Annotated in this window: 13 protein-coding genes; 6 read left to right on the plus strand and 7 right to left on the minus strand. The window is 72.7% G+C overall.

What is annotated here, in order from left to right:
• Positions 1-6 precede the first annotated feature (6 nt).
• The 4 genes from ACZ7N4_RS28335 to ACZ7N4_RS28350 are packed head-to-tail and all read right to left on the minus strand — an operon-like array spanning position 7 to position 4,468.
• Positions 7-1,395: a GH1 family beta-glucosidase gene (locus ACZ7N4_RS28335; protein WP_471363122.1), complete on the minus strand. Its 1,389-nt coding sequence runs from the start codon at positions 1,393-1,395 to the stop codon at positions 7-9.
• A gap of 17 nt (positions 1,396-1,412) precedes the next feature.
• Complete coding sequence (locus tag ACZ7N4_RS28340) at positions 1,413-2,246, minus strand: carbohydrate ABC transporter permease (protein WP_471363125.1); 834 nt, start codon at positions 2,244-2,246, stop codon at positions 1,413-1,415.
• Between the two features lie 6 nt (positions 2,247-2,252).
• A complete protein-coding gene (locus tag ACZ7N4_RS28345; protein WP_471363128.1) occupies positions 2,253-3,197 on the minus strand; it encodes a carbohydrate ABC transporter permease in 945 nt (314 codons plus the stop codon).
• On the minus strand, positions 3,194-4,468 hold the full coding sequence (locus ACZ7N4_RS28350; RefSeq protein ID WP_471363131.1) for an ABC transporter substrate-binding protein: 1,275 nt from the start codon (positions 4,466-4,468) through the stop codon (positions 3,194-3,196). Before ACZ7N4_RS28350 ends, ACZ7N4_RS28345 begins: the two co-directional genes overlap by 4 nt.
• 282 nt (positions 4,469-4,750) lie before the next feature.
• On the opposite strand from ACZ7N4_RS28350, the gene yicI reads away from it, so the two are divergent.
• The 3 genes from yicI (at position 4,751) to ACZ7N4_RS28365 (ending at position 8,681) form a co-directional block, all read left to right on the plus strand.
• On the plus strand, positions 4,751-7,021 hold the full coding sequence (yicI, locus tag ACZ7N4_RS28355; RefSeq protein ID WP_471363134.1) for an alpha-xylosidase: 2,271 nt from the start codon (positions 4,751-4,753) through the stop codon (positions 7,019-7,021).
• Positions 7,022-7,210: 189 nt separating this feature from the next.
• Complete coding sequence (locus ACZ7N4_RS28360) at positions 7,211-7,777, plus strand: GNAT family N-acetyltransferase (protein WP_471363137.1); 567 nt, start codon at positions 7,211-7,213, stop codon at positions 7,775-7,777.
• 49 nt (positions 7,778-7,826) lie between these two features.
• Positions 7,827-8,681: a GNAT family N-acetyltransferase gene (locus tag ACZ7N4_RS28365; protein WP_471363140.1), complete on the plus strand. Its 855-nt coding sequence runs from the start codon at positions 7,827-7,829 to the stop codon at positions 8,679-8,681.
• 71 nt (positions 8,682-8,752) lie between these two features.
• Here ACZ7N4_RS28365 and ACZ7N4_RS28370 read toward each other — a convergent pair whose 3' ends face one another.
• Positions 8,753-9,697, minus strand: coding sequence for a MurR/RpiR family transcriptional regulator (locus tag ACZ7N4_RS28370; RefSeq protein ID WP_471363143.1), 945 nt, complete (start codon positions 9,695-9,697; stop codon positions 8,753-8,755).
• 155 nt (positions 9,698-9,852) lie between these two features.
• Here ACZ7N4_RS28370 and ACZ7N4_RS28375 point away from each other — a divergent pair, with 155 nt between their 5' ends.
• From ACZ7N4_RS28375 to ACZ7N4_RS28385, 3 genes are all read left to right on the plus strand, one after another.
• On the plus strand, positions 9,853-10,851 hold the full coding sequence (locus ACZ7N4_RS28375) for an N-acetylglucosamine kinase (RefSeq protein ID WP_471363146.1): 999 nt from the start codon (positions 9,853-9,855) through the stop codon (positions 10,849-10,851).
• A gap of 8 nt (positions 10,852-10,859) precedes the next feature.
• Positions 10,860-12,428, plus strand: coding sequence for a sodium:solute symporter (locus ACZ7N4_RS28380; RefSeq protein WP_471363147.1), 1,569 nt, complete (start codon positions 10,860-10,862; stop codon positions 12,426-12,428).
• Between the two features lie 91 nt (positions 12,429-12,519).
• Complete coding sequence (locus tag ACZ7N4_RS28385) at positions 12,520-13,689, plus strand: anhydro-N-acetylmuramic acid kinase (protein WP_471363150.1); 1,170 nt, start codon at positions 12,520-12,522, stop codon at positions 13,687-13,689.
• A gap of 66 nt (positions 13,690-13,755) precedes the next feature.
• On the opposite strand, the gene ACZ7N4_RS28390 is transcribed toward ACZ7N4_RS28385, so the two are convergent.
• The gene (locus tag ACZ7N4_RS28390) at positions 13,756-14,979 is read right to left on the minus strand and encodes a beta-ketoacyl-[acyl-carrier-protein] synthase family protein (protein WP_471363153.1); all 1,224 of its coding nucleotides are present in this window, start codon (positions 14,977-14,979) and stop codon (positions 13,756-13,758) included.
• Entirely contained in the window at positions 14,976-15,284 is a 309-nt protein-coding gene (locus ACZ7N4_RS28395; protein ID WP_471363156.1) for an acyl carrier protein, read from the minus strand. Before ACZ7N4_RS28395 ends, ACZ7N4_RS28390 begins: the two co-directional genes overlap by 4 nt.
• Between the last annotated feature and the right edge of the window lies 1 nt (position 15,285).

Raw genomic sequence — 15,285 nt, forward strand, 5'->3', positions numbered from 1 at the left:
GTGCGGTCACCGCCGCTGCGCCGCGATCAGCGCGCGGTACCAGTGGTAGCTGTCCTTCGGCGTCCGCCGCAGGGTGTCGAAGTCGACCCGGACGATCCCGAACCGCTTGCCGTAGCCGAAGGCCCACTCGAAGTTGTCCAGCAGCGACCAGACGTAGTGGCCGCGGACGTCCACGCCCGCGTCCAGCGCGGTCTTCAGCGCGGTGAGGTGGTCGCGCAGGTAGGCGACCCGGTCACGGTCGTGCACCGTCCCGTCCGCGCTCGGCTCGTCGTGTTCGGCGGAGCCGTTCTCCGTGATGTGGATCGGTGGCAGCGCGTCACCGTACCGTTCCTTCAGCGCCACGAGCAGGTCGGTGAGGCTCTCCGGTACGACCGGCCACTCCATCGCGGTGTGCCGCGCCCCGTCCAGCCGGACCTCCGCGTACCGGTTGTCCGTCGCCGTCCGCCGCGCGGGGTCGGCCTCCCGGTGCGGGGCGTCGGCGACGACGATCGGCCGGTAGTAGTTGATGCCGAGGAAGTCCAGCGGCTGCCCGATCAGGGCCAGGTCGCCGTCGCGCCGGAAGTCCTGACCGCTGATCAGCTCGCCCCAGGTCTCCTCCTCGGTGTCCGGGTGGCGGCCGGCGAGAAGCGGCTCGGTCCACACCAGGTTGTGCTGGGTGTCCGCGCGGACGACGGCCGCGCGGTCGGCGGCGGAGCCGGTGGCGGGCAGGTTGCGGTCGAGGTTGAGGGTGATGCCGGCCTCGCGCACCCCGGCCGCCCGCAGAGCCTGCACGGCCAGTCCGTGCCCGACCAGCAGGTGGTGGGCGGCGGCGAGCGCACCCCGGCCCTCGCGGGCGCCGGGGGCGTGGCGGCCGACGGAGTAGCCGAGGAAGGCGCTGCACCACGGCTCGTTGAGGGTGATCCAGCGCGGCACGCGGTCACCGAGGTGTTCGGCGACGACGGCCGTGTACTCGGCGAACCGTTCGGCGGTGTCCCTGACCCGCCAGCCGCCTCGGTCCTCCAGCGCCTGGGGCAGGTCCCAGTGGTAGAGGGTGGCGGCCGGCTCGATGCCCGCCGCGAGCAGCTCGTCCACGAGCCGCGCGTAGAAGTCCAGGCCCTTGGGGTTCACCGCGCCCGAACCGGCCGGCACGATCCGCGGCCAGGCGATCGAGAACCGGTAGGAGTCCACCCCCAGTTCCCGCAGCAGCGCCACGTCCTCGGGGTAGCGGTGGTAGTGGTCGCAGGCCGTGTCACCGGTGTCGCCGTTCGCGACGAGTCCGGGGGTGTGGCTGTAGGTGTCCCAGATCGACGGGCCGCGGCCGTCCTCGCGTACGGCGCCCTCGATCTGGTAGGAGGCGGTGGCGGCGCCGAAGACGAACCCCGGGGGGAAGCGCGGGAAGTCGGTCGTGTCGCTCATGTGCGGGGCTCCTGGGGTCACTTGACGGAACCGCCGGTGATACCGGCGGCGATGTACTTCTGCGCGAGGACGAGCAGGATCGCGGCGGGGATCGCGGACAGCACGGACGCGGCCATCACCGAGCCCCAGTCGCCCACGTGGGCGCCGATGTACTGGTAGATGCCCAGCGTGACCGGCTTGACGTCGTCGGTGGTGTTGAGGGTGAGCGCGAACATGAAGTCGCTCCACGCGAACAGGAACGCGAACAGGCCCGAGGTGATCAGGGCGTTGCGGCTCATCGGCAGCACCACCCGCACGAAGGTCCGCAGCCGCCCGGCCCCGTCCAGCTGCGCGGCCTCGATCACCTCGCCGGGGACGGACACCATGAACGAGCGCATCAGCACGATGGAGAAGGGGATGCCGAGCGAGGCGTCCGCGAGCATCAGCCCGGCGTAGGAGTTGACCAGGCCCAGGTCGACGTACGACGTGTAGAGCGCGTTGGCGATGACGATCCCCGGCACCATCTGGGTGATCAGGGTGCCGAACACGAGGGTGCGCGTCCCGGGCAGCCGGAACCGAGCCAGCCCGTACGCCGCCGGGGCCGCGATCGCCAGGCACACGGCCACGGCGCCGAGCGAGACCACCAGCGAGGTCAGCAGGTGTCCGCCCTGGTCGCCGAGCGCCTTGGAGAAGCCGGAGAGGTCCAGGCGGTGCGGCACGGGATCGACCTCGATCAGTCCGGCCTCGGGCTGGAGCGCGGTGTCGAGCATCCAGTACAGCGGGAACAGCATCACGGCCAGGACGAGCACACCGGCCACGGTGGAGCCCAGGCGGCGTCCGCGCGCACGCGGCTTCACGTTCTCGGCGGCCATCGCCGGTCACTTCCCCTCGGTGCGGTTGGCCCGCAGGTAGAACACCGCGAACACCGCGGAGATCAGGATCAGTACGTTGCCGACGACGGCACCCGCTCCGAAGTCCAGCCGGACGAACGAGTTCTGGTAGGTGAGCGTGCCCAGGGTCTGGGTGGCGTCGGCGGGGCCGCCGTCGGTGAGGGCCAGGATCAGGTCGAGGATCTTGACCGTCGACATGAATCCCAGGACGAGGACGACCGTGATGACGGGCCGCAGCACCGGCAGGGTGACGGAGCGGAACGTCCGCCAGGCGGAGGCGCCGTCCAGGGCTGCCGCCTCGTACAGCTCGTGGGGGACCTCCTGCAGCCCGCCGTACAGGATGACCATGTTGAACGGGATGCCGATCCAGATGTTGACCAGGATGACGGACAGCAGGGCCATGTGCGGGTCGGTCAGCCATGGAGTGTGACCGCCGAGGCCGACCGCGTCGAGGAAGGCGTTCAGTACACCGGTGTCCTGGTCGAGGACGCGCCGCCAGACGATGCCGGAGACCACCATGGGTACCAGCCAGGGCAGCAGGATCAGCGACCGCAGGACGCCGTTCAGCGGAAACGTCCGGGTGAAGAAGACGGCGAGGGCGAGGCCGATGCAGAACTGTCCTAGGAGCGAGCCGGCGGTGAAGACGAGCGTGTGCCACAGCGCCTTGCCGAAGAGGGCGTCCTGGAGGACGTTCGACCAGTTGTCGAAGCCGTTGGGGGGCGCCTCGCCGGTGAAGAACGTCTTCGGCGTGTAGTGCTGGAAGCTCATCACGACGTTGCGGAGGAGCGGGTAGCCGAAGAACAGCAGCATGAAGAGGACCGCGGGGGCGACGAACCCCCACTGGGCGAGCCGGTTCCGGCGCCGCGGCCGGGCGGGGACCGGTGCGCCGGCCGGGGGCACCGCGGTGGGCGTGGTCACGGTGGAGGTGGTCATCCGCGCGTACCCCGGTTCCCGCTCGTGGCCCGCTGCTGGGCCCGCTGGAGGGCGGCCCGGCTGGACTGGCCGGTCAGGGCGGACTGGAAGGCGCTCTGCAGGGCGAGCGACACGCCCGTCCAGCCGGCGCCGAGCCTGGCCGTGCGGGACCGGGCCGTGGCGACCTGGTCGGCCAGCGCGTCCAGCTCCGGCACCCGCTCGCGCCACACGGCGGCGGCCTTCTCGTTGGCCGGGACCATCCAGCTGTTGAGCGCGTAGGCCAGCTGCTCCTTCTCGCCGGCGAGACAGGCGACGATCCTCCCGGCCATCCGCTCCCGGCGCCCGTCACCGGTGTCCGGCACGGTGAGCACGGCACCGCCCAGCGGGCCCACGGACCTCTCCCCCGCCCTCGGCACCGGGATCCGCGCGATGCCCCAGTGCAGCGACTTCTCGGAATCGAGTGTCTCGACCTGCCACGGACCGTTGACCATCATCGCCGCGTTGCCCGCCATGAACTGGTCGTTGACGTCGGCCTGCGTCCAGCCCACCGTCGCCTTCGACAGCGAGCCGTCCTGCAGCAGGCTCTTCCAGTAGTCCAGCGCCTGGACGACCTTCGGTCCGTCGAGGCGGGTCTCGTCCCCGCCGTTGGACCACATGAACGGCGTGAACTGGAAGACGCCGTCCTCGGCGCCGCCCGCGCTGAGCGCCAGGCCGTACTGCTTGCCCCGGGTGAGCCTCTTCGCGGTCGCGCGCAGCTCCGCCCAGGTGGCGGGCACCTTCAGGCCCGCGCGGTCGAGGATGTCCTTGTTGTAGAAGAGCGCGAGTGTGTTCACCGTCCGGGCGGCTCCGTAGTAGGTCCCTTTGTAGGAGCCGAAGTCGACGATGCCCCGCGGGACGTCCTCGGTACCCAGCCCGAGCGTCCTGAGGTCGACGAGCCCGCCGGCCTCGGCGAACGTCGGCATCTCCGAGGCGTCGAACTGCACGATGTCGGGCAGCGACCTGGAGGACGCCATGCGCAGTGCCTTCGTCATCACCTGCGCCGCCGGGACGCTCTGCTGCTCGACGGTGACGCCCAGCCGTTTGCCGCAGCGGGCCATCGCCTGCGCGTCCCAGCGGTGGTAGGTCTCGTCGGTCGACGAGTTCAGCACCGTGTAGACGGAGCCGTCGCGCTGCCGGCCGCAGCCGGTCAGCGCCGCCCCGGCGACCAGGGCGCAGACGGCCACGAGGGGTATGACGGCACGGCGAGAGGGTCGGACGGCACCTCGAGGGAATCTATTGAAGCGCTTCGACATGCGCGGCCCTTGCTGTCGTACTACTCCGGCGGCGTTGCCGGACATGTTTGTTCACTGGCATGACTAATACGCCATGCGGGCCCCGGACGGAAGACCCGCGCATCTGTCCGTCCTGGGGCACCAACACCCGGGGGCGATCGGAGGGCCCATGATCATGGCTGGTCACCGTTGTTTTACCGGGACTTGCCCCTGTCCGGCGGCGAGGTGGTCTGTGTACGATCCACATCCCGGGCGACGCCTCCGCGCCCCGCTCGAACCACTCCACCTCACCCGAGGAAGAACATGAAGTTCACCAACGGCTTCTGGCGCATCCGCGACGGCGTGCAGATCGCGTACGCCGTCGAGACGCGCGATGTCCGCGTGGAATCGAAGCGCTTCACCGCCTATGCGGCCGCGAAGAAGGTGGCGCGGAGGGGGGACACGCTCAACGCGCCGCTCCTCACGGTCGACTGCTTCTCGCCCGCCGAGGGCGTGATCGGTGTCCGGGTGACGCACCACGCCGGCAGACGCCGTCCCGGCCCGGACTTCGCGCTCACCGGCGCGCCGGACGGCGCGGGCAGCACCCGCCGCGACGGCACCGTCACCGAGCTGACCAGCGGCCCGCTGACCCTCCGCCTGGACGAGGCGGCCCCCTGGGCGCTGGCGTTCGAGGGAGCGGACGGACGCGAGCTGACGCGGGCCGGGGCCAAGGGCACCGCCTTCGCCACCACCGACGACGGGGCCCACCACGTCCTCGCCCAGCTGGCGCTCGGTGTGGGCGAACAGGTCTACGGCCTCGGCGAGCGCTTCACCCCGTTCACGAAGAACGGCCAGGTCGTCGAGGTCTGGCAGGCCGACGGCGGCACGAGCAGCGAACAGGCCTACAAGAACATCCCGTTCTACCTCTCCTCACGCGGCTACGGCGTCTTCGTCAACCATCCCGGCAGGGTCTCCTTCGAGGTCGGCTCCGAGTCCGTCGGTCAGGTGCAGTTCAGCGTCGAGGACCAGTCCCTCGAGTACTACGTGATCGCCGGCCCCTCACCGAAGGAGGTCCTCGCCCGCTACACCGCCCTCACCGGCCGCCCGGCCCTGCCGCCCGCCTGGTCGTTCGGCCTGTGGCTGAGCACCTCCTTCACCACCGACTACGACGAGGCGACGGTGACGTCGTTCGTCGACGGCATGGCCGAGCGCGGTGTCCCGCTGACGGTCTTCCACTTCGACTGCTTCTGGATGCGCGAGTACCAGTGGTGCGACTTCGCGTGGGACCCCGCCGTCTTCCCCGACCCCGAGGGCATGCTCGCCCGTCTGAAGGCCAGGGGTCTGAAGGTCAGCGCCTGGATCAACCCCTACATCGCGCAGAAGTCACCGCTGTTCGAGGAGGCGGCACGGCTGGGCCACCTGGTGCGCCGGCCGAACGGCGACGTCTGGCAGTGGGACCTGTGGCAGGCCGGCATGGGCCTGGTCGACTTCACCAGCCCGGACGCCCGGGACTGGTTCCGGGCCAAGCTCCAGACGCTGCTCGACCAGGGCGTGGACTGCTTCAAGACCGACTTCGGCGAGCGCATCCCCACCGACGTCGTGTGGCACGACGGCTCCGACCCGGATCGGATGCACAACTACTACACCCACCTCTACAACCGGACCGTCTTCGAACTGCTGGAGAAGGAGCGGGGCCAGGGCGAGGCCGTCCTGTTCGCCCGCTCCGCGACCGCGGGCGGCCAGCAGTACCCCGTGCACTGGGGCGGCGACTGCTGGGCGTCCTTCGAGGCCATGGCCGAGTCCCTGCGCGGCGGGCTGTCCCTGTCCCTGAGCGGGTTCGGCTTCTGGAGCCATGACATCGGCGGCTTCGAGGGCATCCCGGACCCCGCGGTGTTCAAGCGCTGGCTCGCCTTCGGCCTGCTCTCCTCGCACAGCCGGCTGCACGGCTCCACGTCGTACCGCGTGCCGTGGAACTTCGGCGAGGAGGCCGTGGCGGTCGCCCGGCAGTTCACCCTGCTCAAGCACCGTCTCATGCCCTACCTCTACGGCGCCGCGACCGAGGCCCACCGCTCCGGCGTCCCCGTGATGCGCCCGATGCTCCTGGAGTTCCCGCACGACCCGGCGTGCCGCCCGCTGGACCGCCAGTACCTGCTCGGCCCGGACCTGCTGGTCGCCCCGGTGTTCACCGAGGACGGCGAGGTCGAGGTCTACCTCCCCGAGGGCACCTGGACGCACCTCCTGACCGGCGATCGGGTCACCGGCCCGGCCTGGCGCACCGAGCGGCACGGCTACGACAGCCTGCCGCTGTACGTCCGCGAGGGCGCCGTCCTGCCGCTCGCCTCCGACGACAGCCGCCCGGACGGCGACTGGCTGGACACCCCGACCCTGCTGGTCCACCCCACGGCCGCGCCGGACTACACCGCCGAGGCCACGGTCCCCGACCTGACGGGCGCCACGGCCGCGACCTTCACCGTCCGCCGCGACGGCACGCGGCTGCGCGTCACCGCGCGCGGCACCGACCGCCCGTTCACCGTCCACGTCCCCGGCGGCGCGAGCGCGACCGGCACGGGCGAGGTGGTCGTACCCGTGGGCTGAACGGCGCGACGGCGCCACGGCTTTGGCGACGGCACGCTCGGACCGCGGTCGTCGGGGGCGGTGGCCGGGGCGGTGGCCCGGGCCGTGGCCGACCCGGCACTGCGGACGCCGTTTCAATGCCCGAGCGGAGCGCGTACGTGACCGACTAGTGTGTCCCGCGAGTCAGTCAGCAGTTCAGGGGGATGCGCGATGACCACCGTCTCCGGGCAGGTTCCGGCGGCCGTCACCACCGAGCGGCTCGTCCTGCGGACGTTCACGGCCGGTGACGTCGAGGACCGGTACGCGTACCAGTCGCTGCCGGAGGTCGCGCGCTACCTCTACCGCCCGCCGCTCACCCGCGAGGCGTGCGCCGAGTCCCTCGCGGCGCTCGCCGGGGGAACCGGCTGGACGGCCGACGGCGACAAGCTCGTGCTGGCCGTGTGCCGGGCGGAACGGCCCGGTGTCCTGGGCGAGGTGACCCTCACCCTCGCGAGCGCCAGCGCACGGCAGGCCGAGATCGGCTGGGTGCTCCACCCCCGGCACGCCGGACACGGCTACGCCACCGAAGCGGCGGGCGCGCTGCTGTCGCTGGCCTTCGGCCGGCTGGGCGTCCACCGGGTGTACGCCCGGCTCGACGTCCTCAACACCGCGTCGGCGGCCGTGTGTGAACGGATCGGCATGCGCCGCGAGGCCCACCTGGTCGAGAACGACCTCGACGGGGACCGCTGGGGCAGCGAGTACGTCTACGCGATACTCGCCCGCGAGTGGAACGGCTGAACTCCACCCGTCCGCGGCCACCGGTCGCGCGGTTCGGTGATGATGAGGCATGCGCCCGGACGACTGGCACCTCACCGACGACATCGACGGCTTCCTCGCCCGCGCCGGGGACTTCCTGCGCTCGCGGCCCGCGCTCCACACCACGCCGCTGACGACGATCGAGAAGCTGCGCACCCGCGGGGCGGACGCGTTCGGCTCCGAGGCCACCGTCTTCGGCCGGCTGGAGTCGGGGGGCGAGGTCCGCGCCGTCTGCTACCGCCTCGCGACCCACCGCCTGACCCTCACCCCGCTCTCCCCCGAGCAGGCCGACGGCCTCGCCGTCCGCCTGGCCGGCCAGGGGCTCCGGCTCTCCGGTGTCACCGCGGACCAGGACACCGCCGTCGCTTTCGCCGAGGCATGGCAGCGGCGCGCGGGTGCGGCGGCCCGACACGACTGGCGGGGCCGTCTCCACCGTCTCGGCACGCTCACCCCGCCGGAGCCGCGTCCGGAGGGCCGGGGCCGTGTCCTGGGCGTGGGTGACCGGGAGCACCTCCTGCACTGGTGCAACGAGTTCGTCGCGGAGGTGGGAGAGGCGCCCCTCGACGCCGCCTCCTGGGCCGGCTCCCGCTTCGCCGACAAGCACTTCACGTTCTGGGAGACCCCGGACGGCACGCCCGTCTCCCTGGCGGGCTCGACCTCGATGGTCGGCGGCATGGTCCGGGTGGACCCCGTCTACACCCCGGCCCGCCTCCGGGGACGCGGCTACGCGGGCGCCGTGACGGTCGCGGTGACCAGGGCCGCGCTCACCGCGGGCGCGACGGACGTCGTCCTGTTCACGAACCCGGCCAACCTCACCAGCAACGCCCTGTACCGGCGGATCGGGTACGTCCCGCTGGCCGACTTCGCCGGGTACGCCTTCTCCTGAGAGCCGGGTACGCCCTCTCCTGGGAGGGGTGCGCCTTCTGCCGAGCGGAGTGGCCGCCCGCATCGGGCCGCTCAGTCGGCGGCCGGCCTGTGGCGGGTCTGCTGCGGGGGCCTGCGGCGCTGCACGGCACGGTAGGTCTTGTGCAGGGCCGCGGTCGCGGTGTCGAAGCCGCGCTGGGCGACACCGACGAACAGGCAGTCCACTACGGCGAGCTGGGCGATGCGGCTGACGGTGGCGCCGGAGCGGAAGGGTGTCTCCCGGGCGGAGGTGGTCAGCACCAGGTCGGCGCTCCGCGCCAGGGTGGAGCGGGGGGCGTTGGTGAGGGCGATGGTGGTCGCGCCGCGTTCGGCGGCGACCTGGAGCGGCTCCACCGTGTCCTCGGTCTCGCCCGAGTGGGAGACGGCCAGGGCGACGTCGCCGGGCCCGAGCAGGGCGGTGGCGGTGAGGGCGGCGTGCCGGTCGGTCCAGATGAACGCCATGTGGCCGATGCGGTGCAGCTTCTGATGGAGGTCCTGGCCGACGAAAGCGCTGGCGCCGGCACCGAAGATGTCGATCCGCCGGGCTCCCGCCACGGCGTCCACCGCTCGGCCCAGGACGTCGATGTCCAGCCCGGCCCCGGAGTCCTCCAGGGCTCGCACCTCGCTGTAGATGATCTTGTCGACGATCTCGTCCAGCGTGTCGGTGGCACTGATGTCGGTGCTCGGTACCGGGCGCTCGCCGTCGAGGGCGTACTCGCGGGCCGCGGCGGCGGCCAGGGCGAGGCGCAACCGCGGGTAGTGGGTGATGCCTATCGTGCGGCAGAAGCGCATGACGGTGGCCGCCGAGGTGGCCGCCCGTTCGCCGAGCGCGCTGATGGACAGTTCCGACGCCCTCGCCGGATCGGCCAGGACCACGTCGGCCACCCGCCGCTCCGAGGGCGCCATGGACGGCAGTTCCGCGCGGATGCGCGCCAGGGTCCCGGCGGGAGAGGCCTGCTCCGGCCTGGACGGGGTGCGGGGTGGTTTCCGGCCGGCCATGGACCGCTCCCTCCTGGGTGGGTGCGCGACACGGTAACTCCACCCCGTCGGCCCGTCAAAAATTTACGCGGCTCACGGAACGAGGTTACTTGTTGACATCCGGAGGTCCGCGTTCTGATACTCGCTGCAACCCCGGACACACGAAGGCGTGCCGCATGACAGCAGCAGTCGCGGTGGACCTGGGCAAGACCGGCTGCCGTGCCGTGCTGTGGGACGGCGCCGGTCCCGCCCAGGCTGTTCACGAGGCGCCCGGTGCCCCCGGGCTCGCCACGGACGGTGGAGTGGAGGCGGCCCGTACGGCCGTACTCGCCGCCGTCCGCCCGCTCCTGGCCCGGGCGCCCGCCCTGCGGCCGACGGCACTCTGCGTGGGTGCGGCGGGCGCCGCCGCCGCACCTCGGGCGGCCCGTGACCTGGCCGCTCTGCTCCTAGGGGAGCTGTCCGCGGACGAGGTGGCCGTCACCAGCGACGCGGTCACCGCCCACGCCGGTGCCCTGGGCGGCCGGAGCGGCGTGGTCCTCGCGATCGGCACCGGCGCGGTGGCCGTCGGCATCGGGGACGACGGGTCGTACGCGCGTGTCGACGGGTGGGGGCCCTGGCTCGGTGACGACGGCAGCGGCGCCTGGATCGGCGCCGCCGGACTGCGTGCCGCGCTGCGCGCCCACGACGGACGCGGACCGGACACCGCGCTGCTGGCCGCCGCCAGAGAGCGCTTCGGCGACCCCGACCGGCTGCCCGTCGCCCTGGGCCGCGACGGCAACCCCGCCCGCACCGCCGCGTCCTTCGCCCCGGACGTCGCCCGCGCGGCGGCGACGGGAGACGCCCCGGCCGCGGCGATCGTCCGGGGCGCCGCCACCGCGCTCGGCGAGGCCGTGCTCGCCGCGGCCCGCCGGATCGGCGGCGACGACCTCCGCGCCGCCGTCACCGGCGGCCTCACCGGACTCGGTGAACCGCTGCTCGGACCGCTGCGCTCGACGCTCGCCGGATCCCCGCGCCCGCTGCGCCTGCGGCCCCCGCTCGGGGACCCGCTGGACGGTGCGCGGCTGCTGACCCTGGACACCGGCACCCCGCACGAGCCGCATGTCGTCCGCGTCCGGCGGACGGCGCCCCTGCCCACCGCCCCCACCCCGCCGGTCCCCCCGCCGGCCGTCGCCTAGGAGACAGTGTGCGCCAACTCGACCTCGTGGTGATCGTCGTCTACCTGGTGGCGATCGCCGTGATCGGACTGCGCCTGGCCGGCCGGCAGACGACGTCGAAGGACTACTTCGTCGGCGAGAGCAGCATGCCGTGGTGGACCGTCTCGTTCTCGGTGGTCGCCACCGAGACCAGCGTGCTCACCGTCATCAGCGTGCCCGGCGGCGCCTACAGCGGCCAGGGTTTCGGCAACGTGGAACTGGCCCTGGGCTACGTCGTCGGCCGGGTCGTCGTGGCCACCGTCCTCATCCCCCTGTACAAGCGGGGCGGCTTCGTCAGCGCCTACCAGTACCTCGGTACGCGCTTCGGGCCCAGGCTCCAGGGACTCGCCTCGGTCACCTTCGTCTTCACCCGTCTCCTGGCCGAAGGCGTCCGGCTGTTCGCGTCCGCGATCCCCATCAAGCTGCTGCTCGACGAGTTCGGCGTGCACGCGGACTACCGCCTCATCATCATCGTGCTCACCGTGATCACCGTCCTCTACACCTACCTGGGCGGCATCAAGGCGGTCATCTGGACCGACGCCATCCAGATGGGGCTCTACCTGGGCGGCGCGGTGCTCGCCATCGCCGTGCTGTCCGCGCACGTCGGCGGCGCCGGCCTGACGCGCGCCCTGGACGGGGGCCGGTTCCGGCTCTTCGACACCGACTTCACCCTCGCCCACATCCTGACCAGCCCGTTCGCCCTGCCCACCGCCATCGTCGGCGGCGCGATCTTCGCCATGGCCAGTCACGGCTCCGACCAGCTCATCGTCCAGCGCATCCTGGCCACCCGGTCCCTGCGCGACGGCCAGAAGGCCATGATCGCCTCCGGTGTCTTCGTCACCTTCCAGTTCGCGGCCTTCTCCCTGGTGGGCGCGCTGCTGTGGTCGTACGACGAGGGCAAGAGCTTCCGGGAACTGGGCCTGGGCAGTTCCGACGACCTCTACCCGAACTTCATCCTGCACGGGCTGCCCGTGGTGGTCTCCGGTCTGCTCGTGGCCGGCATCCTCGGCGCCGCCATGGGCTCGCTGTCGTCGGCGCTGAACTCCATGTCCAACTCGACCGTCGCCGACATCATCCACAGCTTCTTCCGCAGGAGCCCCTCCGAGGCCTCGCTGCTGCGGCTCGCGCGCGTGATGACGCTGGTGTGGGCGGCGCTGATGGCGGTGTTCGCCTGTGCCTTCAGCACCAGCACCGGGAACGTCTACCTCACCGGTCTCACGATCGCCGGCTACACCTACGGCGCCCTGCTCGGGGCGTTCCTGCTCGGCCGCACGGTCCGGCGGGCGGGTGAGACGGACGCCGTCGTGGCGTTCCTGGTGACGGTCGCGGTGATGACGTACATCGTGCGCGAGGTGAGGATCGACGTCGGCACGGCCGGCGGCACCGTACCGACGGCCATCGCCGCCCAGTGGCTGGTCCCGATCGGTGTGGTGGCCACCCTCGTCGTCGGCGGCCTGATGAGCCTGCTGCACCGCGCCCCGGAGACCGCGGAGGTCCGGGCGGACGGCGACCAGCCGGATCCCGGCCAGGGCCGTGTCCCGACGGCCACCCCCCACTGACGGCTCGTCACCCCGGGTGCGAAAGCCGCGCCTTTTGAACCCGCTCGACCCCGACAGCTCCCTCTCGACCCCGACCGCCGTGGGAGGCACCATGCGGGTGATCGGCCTGATGTCAGGCACCTCGTACGACGCGATCGAGGCAGCCGCCGCCGACCTGACGCTGGACGACGACACGCTGCTCCTGCGGCCCCTCGGGCACCTCTCCGTCCCCTACCCGGACGCACTGCGCGCCCTCATCGCCGCCTCCCTGCCGCCGGCCGCCACGACGACCCAGGCCGTGTGCGCCCTGGACAGCGGTATCGGGCAGGCCTTCGCCGGCGCCGCGGCGCGTGCCCTGCGCGACCTGTGCGGGGGCGCCGCGGACCTGGTGGTCTCGCACGGCCAGACGGTCCACCACTGGGTGGAGGACGGCGTCGTCCGCGGCACGCTCCAGCTGGGCCAGCCGGCCTGGATCGCGGAGGCGACCGGGCTTCCCGTCGTCTCCGACCTGCGCAGCAGGGACGTCGCGGCCGGCGGCCAGGGCGCACCGCTGGTCGGGATGACCGACACCCTGCTGCTGCGCGCCCTCCCCGGCGTCCCGGCGGCGCTGAACCTCGGCGGCATCGCCAACGTCACCGTCCTCGCGCCCGGCGCCGATCCGCTGGCCTTCGACACCGGCCCCGCCAACGCCCTGCTGGACGCGGCCGTGCACCACTTCACCGACGGCGGGGCCACGCACGACGAGGACGGGCGCCGTGCCGCCGCCGGACGGGTCAGCCCGGAGCTGCTGCGCTTCCTCCTGGACGACCCCTACTACCGCAGGGCCGCCCCGAAGACCACCGGCAAGGAGCACTTCCACCTGCCGTACCTCAAGCGGGCGCTCGACGCCGTCCCGACGCCCGCCCCCGACGACGTCCTGGCCACCCTGGCCCGGCTGACCGCGGTGACGGTGGCCGACGCCTGCCGTGCCCACCGGGTCACCGAAGTCGTCGTCTCCGGCGGCGGCACCCGCAACCCGGTACTCCTGCGCATGCTCGCCGAGGAACTGCCCGGCGTGCCGCTGCGCCGCAGCGACGACCTGGGGCTGCCCTCCGACGCCAAGGAGGCCCTGGCCTTCGCGGCCCTCGGCTTCCTCACCGTCCACGGCCTCCCCGGCACCCATCCCGCCGCCACCGGCGCCTCCAGGGCGACGCTGCTCGGCAGCATCACCCCGGGCCTGGGCCCCCTGCGCCTCCCCGAACCGGCCACCCGCGCACCGCACCGACTCCGGATCGTCCGCTGACACGGCCCGGGGCTTCGGCGCACGCAGAACCGACCGCACGGCGGTGGGGCGGCCGGCGGTCCGTGGTCAGGGGGTCTGGAAGACGAGCACGGCGTTCTGTCCGCCGAAGCCGAACGACGTGCTCAGGACGGTGTCCATCCGGCAGGCCCGGGCGGCTTTGGTGACGATGTCGAGGTCGATGCCGGGGCCGGGGGTGTCCAGGTTGGCGGTCGGGTGGATGGTCTGGTGCTGGAGGGACAGCACGCACACGGCGGCCTCCACGGCGCCCGCCGCCCCCAGGGAGTGTCCCAGGATGCTCTTGGTGGCCGTGACCGGCGGCGGCCCGGGGAAGACCCGGTGCAGTGCGGCGGCCTCCACGCGGTCGTTCACCTGGGTCGAGGTGGCGTGCGCGTTGATGTGGTGCACGTCGCCGGGGGTCAGTCCGGCTTCCGCCAGTGCCGCTCGCAGCGCGCGTGCGCCGCCCTCGCCCTCGGGATGGGGGCTGGTCGGCTGGTGGGCGTCGCTGGTGGCGCCGAAGCCGGAGAGGACCGCCTTCCCGGTGGCGCCCCGGGCGCGCGCGTGTGCCGCCCGCTCCAGGACGAGGACTCCGGCGCCCTCCGCCAGCACGAAGCCGTCCCGTTCCGTGTCGAAGGGGCGTGAGGCACCCGCCGGGTCGTGGCAGCGGGTGGACAACGCGCCCAGCCGCCAGAAGCCCAGGGCGGCCAGCGGCGCGCAGGCGCTCTCCGCCCCGCCGACCAGCGCGATGTCGCACATGCCGCCTTTCAGCAGTTGCCGGCCGACACCGATGGCGGTGGCGCCGGAGGCACAGGCGGTGCTGACGCCGAGGCCGGGTCCCTTCGCGCCCAGGTCGGCGGCGATCTCACCGGCGGCCATGTTGGGCAGGGAGCGGGGCACCGTGGTCGGCGAGATCTTCCGGTACGTGCCCGCGGTCAGGCACTGGTTCACGTGCAGGTCGGTGTCGCGGCCGCCGCTGCCCACGCCGATGACCACGGCGACCCGGTCGGCGTCCCACTCCCCCGGTTCCAGACCGGCGTCCCGGGTCGCCTCCCGTGCGGCGGCGAGCGCGAGGTGGATGAAACGGTCGGTGCGCCAGCGCAGCCCGCGTCCGAGGGCGGCGGCGAGTTCCGCGTCCGGGACCCGGCAGCTGAAGTCCACCGGCAGGCCGGTGAGCCGGGGGTCGGTGGACGCGGTCGGTGTGCCCGCGCACAGCCGCCGCCAGGTCGCGTCGGCACCGATTCCGGCCGGGGTGGCCAGACCGATGCCCGTGACGACGGTCTCGGACCGCCTCACGCGTCGACGTCCGCGGGCGCGGCGGCCAGCGTGTGCAGGACGGCGCGGGTCGAGTCGTCGGCGAACCGGGCCACGTAGTCGGCCACCGCGCCGATGGTGACCTCCGGGCCCGCCGGCATCGACTCGTCCGTGAGGGGGACGTCGATGCCGGTCTCCTCCTCGACCACGACGAGCAGTTCCGCCATCGCGATCGAGTCGAGGCCGAGGTGCTGCAGATTGCTGTCGGCGCTCAGTTGCCCGGGATCGATTTCGAAATGGCGGACGATGAGACGGACGAGGGTGTCGACGATCAGCTGGTCGGCCATG

It is taken from the genome of Streptomyces sp. NPDC107654 (assembly GCF_055639035.1).